Genomic DNA, 6,310 nt, shown 5'->3' with positions numbered 1-6,310 from the left:
AACGGTATAACGCTTGCTTACTATGACCGGAAAAGCCGTAGTATTATCCGGATAGACTAGGAAAGTGTTACCTATGTTCCCGGTCTGAAGTGTTACCTATGTATCCGGTCGTACAGAAGCGCCGCCGGGATTGACGCCCATCTCACAGACGTAAAAAAGGCAGCCATTCGGCTGCCTTAGTCTCCCCAATTTTACGACCTCGTAATCAATTAGTGATTACGAATATAGTCGTCCATCTCGGTTTTCAGGTTATCGGATTTAGTACCGAAAATCGCCTGAACGCCGGAACCTGCAACCACCACGCCCGCAGCGCCCAGTTTTTTCAGGCCAGCCTGATCAACTTTCGCTACGTCGGCTACGCTCACGCGCAGACGGGTGATACATGCATCAAGGTTCGTGATGTTTTCTTTACCGCCGAAGGCTGCAATCAGCGCCGGAGCCATTTCACTGGTTGCGGTTGCTTTGGTGTCTTCAGTGTTATCTTCACGACCCGGGGTTTTCAGGTCCAGTGCTTTAATCAGCACGCGGAAGACAACGTAGTAAACGATCGCATAGCAGATACCCACGATCGGGAACAGCCACAGTTTGCTGCTGTTACCGGACAGTACGATAAAGTCGATCAGGCCGTGAGAGAAGGAGGTACCGTCACGCATACCCAGCAGGATACAGATCGGGAACGCCAGACCAGCCAGAATCGCATGGATGATGTACAGAATCGGCGCAACGAACATGAAGGAGAACTCGATCGGCTCGGTAATACCGGTCAGGAACGAGGTCAACGCTGCGGAGATCATGATACCGCCCACTTTTGCACGGTTCTCTGGTTTAGCAGAGTGCCAGATGGCAATCGCAGCAGCTGGCAGGCCGTACATTTTGAACAGGAAGCCGCCGGACAGTTTGCCCGCAGTCGGGTCGCCTGCCATGTAGCGAGGGATATCACCGTGGAATACCTGGCCTGCGGCGTTGGTGTATTCACCAATCTGCATCTGGAATGGAACGTTCCAGATGTGGTGCAGACCAAACGGCACCAGGCAGCGCTCGATGAAGCCGTAGATACCAAACGCCACAACCGGGTTCTGGTAAGCAGCCCACTGAGAGAAGGTCTGGATAGCAGTACCAATTGGTGGCCAGATGAAGGACAGGATCACACCGGTAAAGATAGCGGCCAGACCTGAGATGATCGGTACAAAGCGCTTGCCCGCGAAGAAGCCCAGGTATTCTGGCAGCTTGATGCGGTAGAAGCGGTTGAACATGTACGCAGCAATTGCACCGGAGATAATACCGCCAAGAACACCGGTATCAGCCAGGTGTTTAGCAGTGATTTCTTCAGCCGGTAAATGCAGTACCAGCGGCGCAACCACAGCCATGGTTTTCACCATGATGCCATAAGCGACGACTGAGGCGAGTGCGGATACGCCATCGTTATTGGTGAAGCCTAATGCTACACCGATAGCGAAGATAAGCGGCATGTTAGCAAAAACAGAACCGCCTGCTTCTGCCATAACATGAGAGACGACGGCTGGCAGCCAGCTGAAGTTTGCGGAACCGACGCCCAGCAGGATACCTGCGATAGGCAGCACGGAAACCGGCAGCATCAGCGATTTACCGACCTTCTGCAGGTTAGCAAATGCATTCTTAAACATAATTAGGAGTGCTCCTGAGTATTTGTACTTTTGTTATACACGTTGTGTATATCTACGTTTTCACGCATTGGTGAGAGGGGAGAGACTCACCAGGGACAGGACATCTAAGTGCCCTTTTTATTTATTACACAGAGTAAAATAATTCACTCCGGTTTTGTTTGACGGCTATCACGTTTCAAAGAGCTATAGCGCAAAATCTTAATCTTCTTTACATAAAACGTGTCTGTATGTTTCAGAAATAACATTCACCGCCACTTTTATGGCGGTGAACTGTACTCGCTTTGTCTATTAATTACGAGCAATAAAATAAGCTATGAAATCAGGCAGATTGCAGGCGGGATGGGGCGATGTGGAAAAGGCGGGCGAAGTTATCGGTCGTCTGCAGCGCAAGCTGTTCAAGGCTTACGCCCTTCAGCACCGCCATGTACTCTGCCACGTCTCGAACCATCGCTGGTTGGTTCTCTTTACCACGATGCGGTACCGGAGCCAAGTACGGGGAATCGGTCTCAACCAGCAGCCTGTCCAGCGGTACATAGCGTGCGGCATCGCGAAGCTGCTCCGCATTACGGAAAGTGACAATGCCGGAAAACGAGATATAGAAGCCCATATCCAGTAGCTTACCCGCCGTCTCTCTATCTTCAGTGAAACAGTGTAGTACACCGCCGCAATCCGTCACCTTTTCTTCCTGCAGGATGGCCAGGGTATCGGCACGCGCGTCGCGGGTATGAACGATGACCGGCTTGTTCAGCTCGCGGCCAATCTGAATGTGCTGGCGAAAAGAGAGCTGCTGCTGCGCTTTGGTTTCCGGGGTGTAGAAATAGTCCAGCCCGGTTTCCCCCATTGCGACCACACCCTCTTCCGCCGCCAGACGACGCAGTTCTTCAACATCGTACGGCTCGTCCTTATTCAGCGGGTGAACGCCGCAGGAAAAGACCACTTCCGGGCGATTGCCCACCAGCTCACGCATGCTGCGATAGCCAGGAATGGTAGTGGCGACTGCGAGGGCAAAACGGACGTCGCGCGCGGCGGCTTTCGCCATCACATCATCAACGTCTTTGTGCAGGGATTCATAATTAAGGCCATCAAGATGGCAATGCGAGTCGACTAAAAACATGGTGTCTCTCTTAGAGGTGGGATACTGGCAGTACCACACCAGGTTGCAAATACTGTTCCCAGCGCAGCAGGCGCTCGGTGAGGATCAATTCGCGGTTCAGCCCCGTTACGCTCAGCAACTGCTCACGGCAGGTGCAGGCATCGGCGGCTATCACCTGTAGGCGTGAAGCGGATAGCGTGTTCGCCAGTTGATGCACTAAACCGAGGCTATCGGCGTTGGTCAGCCGCGTAATGCGCTGTTGATGCTTCAGGGCATCCAGCAGCAGCGACGAGAACCAGTGCAGACGTGCCACGACTGAATCATGGTTCAGCGTCGGCAAAAGCGCCAACCAATCGCCGCTGGTTAAGGTGGCGCTCAGCGCCTGGCAGAGCTTTTCGCGCGCGCCCCAACTTTCTGGAGACAGCAGTTCCAGCGCGGCCGCTGGCGCATGGTCGCACAGGCGCAGCGCGGTGAGCAGCGTCTCTCGCGGCTGGCTGATTTCTCGCTCCAGCCACGCCAGCGCATAGGCTTCGCTCGGCGGCGCCAGATGAAAAGCGCGGCAGCGACTGCGCAGCGTCGCCAACAGGCGAGCCGGCTCTTCACAAGCGAGGAAGAACCAGGTGTTCTTCGGCGGCTCTTCCAGCGTTTTTAACAACGCGTTGGCGGCGGCTTCGGTCAGCAGTGCCGCATCGGCAATCCACACCACTTTCGCCCCGCCAAGACGTGAATGTTCATACAGTTTTTCGCTGGTGTCGCGCACCGCGTCGATGCCCAACGTGCTTTTGCCTTTTTCCGGCTGCAGCACGTAGTAATCCGGGTGCGTCCCCGCCTGCATCAGCTGGCAGCTATGACACTTGCCACAGCTTTTATGGCCGTCGGGGGTCTGGCACATCAGAAAACGGGTGATGGCGTAGGCCAGTGAATCAGCCCCCATTCCGCCGCGCGCCTGAATCAACAGCGCGTGGTGACCCCGTCCGGCCTGGTAGCTTGCGACAAGCTGCTCAAACGGTGGGCGTAACCACGGGTACCATTTCATGCCTGCTGCTCCGCAACCCAGGCGGTGACCGCCGCACGGATATCGTTCATCACGTTGTCCAGCGGCTGGGTGGCATCGACAGTAATAATACTGCTATCTTCCGCCGCCAGCTCCAGATAACGGGCGCGGGTGCGGTTGAAGAAGTTCAGCGACTCCTGCTCAATACGGTCGAGGTCACCACGCGCACGGGCACGCTTCAGGCCCACTTCCGGCGTCACGTCGAGATAAATAGTCAGGTTCGGACGAAAATCGCCAAGCACCGTATTGCGCAGCGTCGACAGCATCTCTCTATCGATACCGCGACCACCGCCCTGATAGGCCTGAGTGGAGAGATCGTGGCGGTCGCCAATAACCCACTTCCCGCTCGCCAGTGCTGGTTTGATCACCGTTTCAACCAGTTGCACGCGCGCGGCGTAGAACATCAGCACTTCCGCTTTATCGGTAATCACTTCGTCGCCGACTGATTTGATGTCCAGCACCAGGCTGCGCAGTTTTTCTGCCAGCACGGTGCCGCCCGGTTCACGGGTGAACAGCAGGTCGTTTACGCCGAGGTTGCGAAGCGTTTCGACAACCACGTCGCGAGCGGTGGTTTTGCCCGCCCCTTCCAGTCCTTCAATGACGATGTAATTACTGCGCATTTTTATCCTTTAGCACTTTCAGGTAATCCTGTACCGAGCGGTTATGGCTCGCAAGATTGGTATTAAACGTATGCCCGCCTTTGCCGTCAGCCACAAAATAGAGGTACGGCGTTTTTGCCGGATGCGCGGCGGCATTCAGCGAGGCTTCGCCCGGGCTAGCAATCGCGCCCGGCGGCAGGCCAGAAATCGTGTAGGTATTATACGCGGTCGGGGTCTCAAGATCCTTACGGGAAAGCTTTCCATCGTAGCGCTCACCCATACCGTAGATAACGGTCGGATCAGTTTGCAGACGCATGCCGATGCGCAGGCGGTTGATAAACACCGACGCTACGCGGTCGCGCTCTTCGGGTACCGCGGTCTCTTTCTCAATAATAGAGGCCATCGTCACCAGCTGATTTTTGTCATTGTACGACAGGTTATCCGCCCGCCCTTCCCAGACTTTATCGACCTGTGCGACCATTTTCTGGTGCGCGCGCTTGAGGATAGCCACATCGCTGGTATTGGCGGTGTACATCCAGGTGTCAGGCCAGAACCAGCCTTCCACCCATTCCGGGTTATCGAACTTAAGCGCTTCGGCTACCGTGGCGTATTTATCATCGCTCAGCGTGTGTTTGATGTACGGCGCTTCACGTAGCTGCTTGAGATAGTCGCTGAGGCGCATCCCTTCAACAAAACGCAGCGGGAACTGCGCCTCTTTGCCGCTACCCAGCAACTGCAGCATTTCACGCACGGTCATCTGCGGCGTGAAACGATAGGTACCTGCCTTAAAGTGGGAAAGCTCTGGTTCAAGACGCAGCAGCCACTGGAAGACCCGTGGACGGTTGATCACTTTCTCGGCGTAAAGCTGGTCGCCCAGCGCCAGTCGCCCGGTGCCGGTTTTTAGCGTAAAGACCGTCTCGTCTTTAATCAGGAGCGTACTGTTGGCGAGCTGTCGGACTTTCCACACGCCAATACCGGCGGCAATGCCCAGAATAACCAACAGTAACAAAACTACGCGTAACATTTTCTTCATGCTAATCAGGCGACTCACAAAGTGGGGCTAGAAATTGGTAAAGTTCGCGGGCAGACCACTGCTGCTCCGCATAGTGCTGAACGGGGACAAGCGGCATCAGCGCGTTACAAATAAGCACTTCATCCGCCTCCGCAATCGCCGTCAGCGGCGCATTCACTTCGACAACGCGAAACGCCGAGCGTGCCAGCTGCGCAATAATAAACTGGCGCATAATCCCATCCACTCCGGCCTGGTCAAGGCGCGGCGTAAACACATCCTGCCCGCAGCGCCAGAACAGATTGGCGGCACAGCATTCCGTAAGCCACCCGTCGCTGTCAAGGACAAGGGCCTCATCGGCCGTCGTCTGCTCAAGATGAGAACGAATCAGCACCTGCTCGAGGCGATTGAGATGCTTAAGACCCGCGAGATACGGGTTACGTCCAAGCGTTACCGGGCTGAGCGCAAGAGTGATCCCCTCCGCTTTCCAGCGCGCGTAATGGGCTGGTGCAGCCGATGTCGAGAGTATCCGCGTCGGCGTCTGGCAGGCGCTGCCGCTATAGCCACGGCCACCTGCGCCACGGCTAAGAATGATTTTGAGCACCCCATTTTGCAGGCGCTGCGCCAGCATCATCATCTCATCGCTGAGCGTTGACCATAATTCGAAGGGAATAGCCAGCCGCTGACAGGCGGATTGCAGGCGAGCGATGTGCGCAGGCAGAAGCTGCACCCGGCCGTTGACCACTCTGGCGGTGGTAAAGCAACCGTCACCAAACTGAGTAGCGCGATCGTTCACCGCGAGCGTGTTCTGCTCGAGGCCATTAATCAAGAACATAGCGGCTCCTTATTGATGGTCGGGTAGTGTCGCAGGATGAAACGCGCTGAACAAGCAGAGAAAGCTGAATAAAAAAA

6 protein-coding genes are annotated in these 6,310 nt (G+C 55.5%); all 6 read right to left on the bottom strand.

From position 1 onward, the window contains the following. Positions 1 to 209: 209 nt before the first annotated feature. Complete coding sequence (ptsG, locus tag FHC49_RS16180) at positions 210 to 1,643, bottom strand: PTS glucose transporter subunit IIBC (protein ID WP_220440298.1); 1,434 nt, start codon at positions 1,641 to 1,643, stop codon at positions 210 to 212. A gap of 319 nt (positions 1,644 to 1,962) precedes the next feature. Further along, a complete protein-coding gene (locus FHC49_RS16175; protein WP_220440297.1) occupies positions 1,963 to 2,757 on the bottom strand; it encodes a metal-dependent hydrolase in 795 nt (264 codons plus the stop codon). Between the two features lie 10 nt (positions 2,758 to 2,767). Then, positions 2,768 to 3,772, bottom strand: coding sequence for a DNA polymerase III subunit delta' (holB, locus tag FHC49_RS16170; protein WP_220440296.1), 1,005 nt, complete (start codon positions 3,770 to 3,772; stop codon positions 2,768 to 2,770). Continuing rightward, the gene (tmk, locus tag FHC49_RS16165; protein WP_185666406.1) at positions 3,769 to 4,410 is read right to left on the bottom strand and encodes a dTMP kinase; all 642 of its coding nucleotides are present in this window, start codon (positions 4,408 to 4,410) and stop codon (positions 3,769 to 3,771) included. The genes holB and tmk overlap by 4 nt, the downstream gene beginning before the upstream one ends. After that, positions 4,400 to 5,422, bottom strand: coding sequence for a cell division protein YceG (gene yceG, locus FHC49_RS16160; RefSeq protein WP_220440295.1), 1,023 nt, complete (start codon positions 5,420 to 5,422; stop codon positions 4,400 to 4,402). Before yceG ends, tmk begins: the two co-directional genes overlap by 11 nt. Before the next feature lies 1 nt (position 5,423). Then, positions 5,424 to 6,233: an aminodeoxychorismate lyase gene (gene pabC, locus FHC49_RS16155; protein WP_220440294.1), complete on the bottom strand. Its 810-nt coding sequence runs from the start codon at positions 6,231 to 6,233 to the stop codon at positions 5,424 to 5,426. Positions 6,234 to 6,310: the final 77 nt, after the last annotated feature.

The organism is Kluyvera sp. EC_51, from assembly GCF_019584505.1.
In the GTDB taxonomy this organism is placed as follows: Bacteria; Pseudomonadota; Gammaproteobacteria; order Enterobacterales; family Enterobacteriaceae; genus Kluyvera; species Kluyvera sichuanensis.
This window is presented reverse-complemented; position numbering and strand designations above follow the sequence as displayed.

Coding starts and splice junctions, on each gene's coding strand:
- holB (WP_220440296.1), bottom strand. CDS start 3,772: ATGAAATGGTACCCGTGGTTACGCCCACCGTTTGAGCAGCTTGTCGCA.
- yceG (WP_220440295.1), bottom strand. CDS start 5,422: ATGAAGAAAATGTTACGCGTAGTTTTGTTACTGTTGGTTATTCTGGGC.
- pabC (WP_220440294.1), bottom strand. CDS start 6,233: ATGTTCTTGATTAATGGCCTCGAGCAGAACACGCTCGCGGTGAACGAT.
- ptsG (WP_220440298.1), bottom strand. CDS start 1,643: ATGTTTAAGAATGCATTTGCTAACCTGCAGAAGGTCGGTAAATCGCTG.
- FHC49_RS16175 (WP_220440297.1), bottom strand. CDS start 2,757: ATGTTTTTAGTCGACTCGCATTGCCATCTTGATGGCCTTAATTATGAA.
- tmk (WP_185666406.1), bottom strand. CDS start 4,410: ATGCGCAGTAATTACATCGTCATTGAAGGACTGGAAGGGGCGGGCAAA.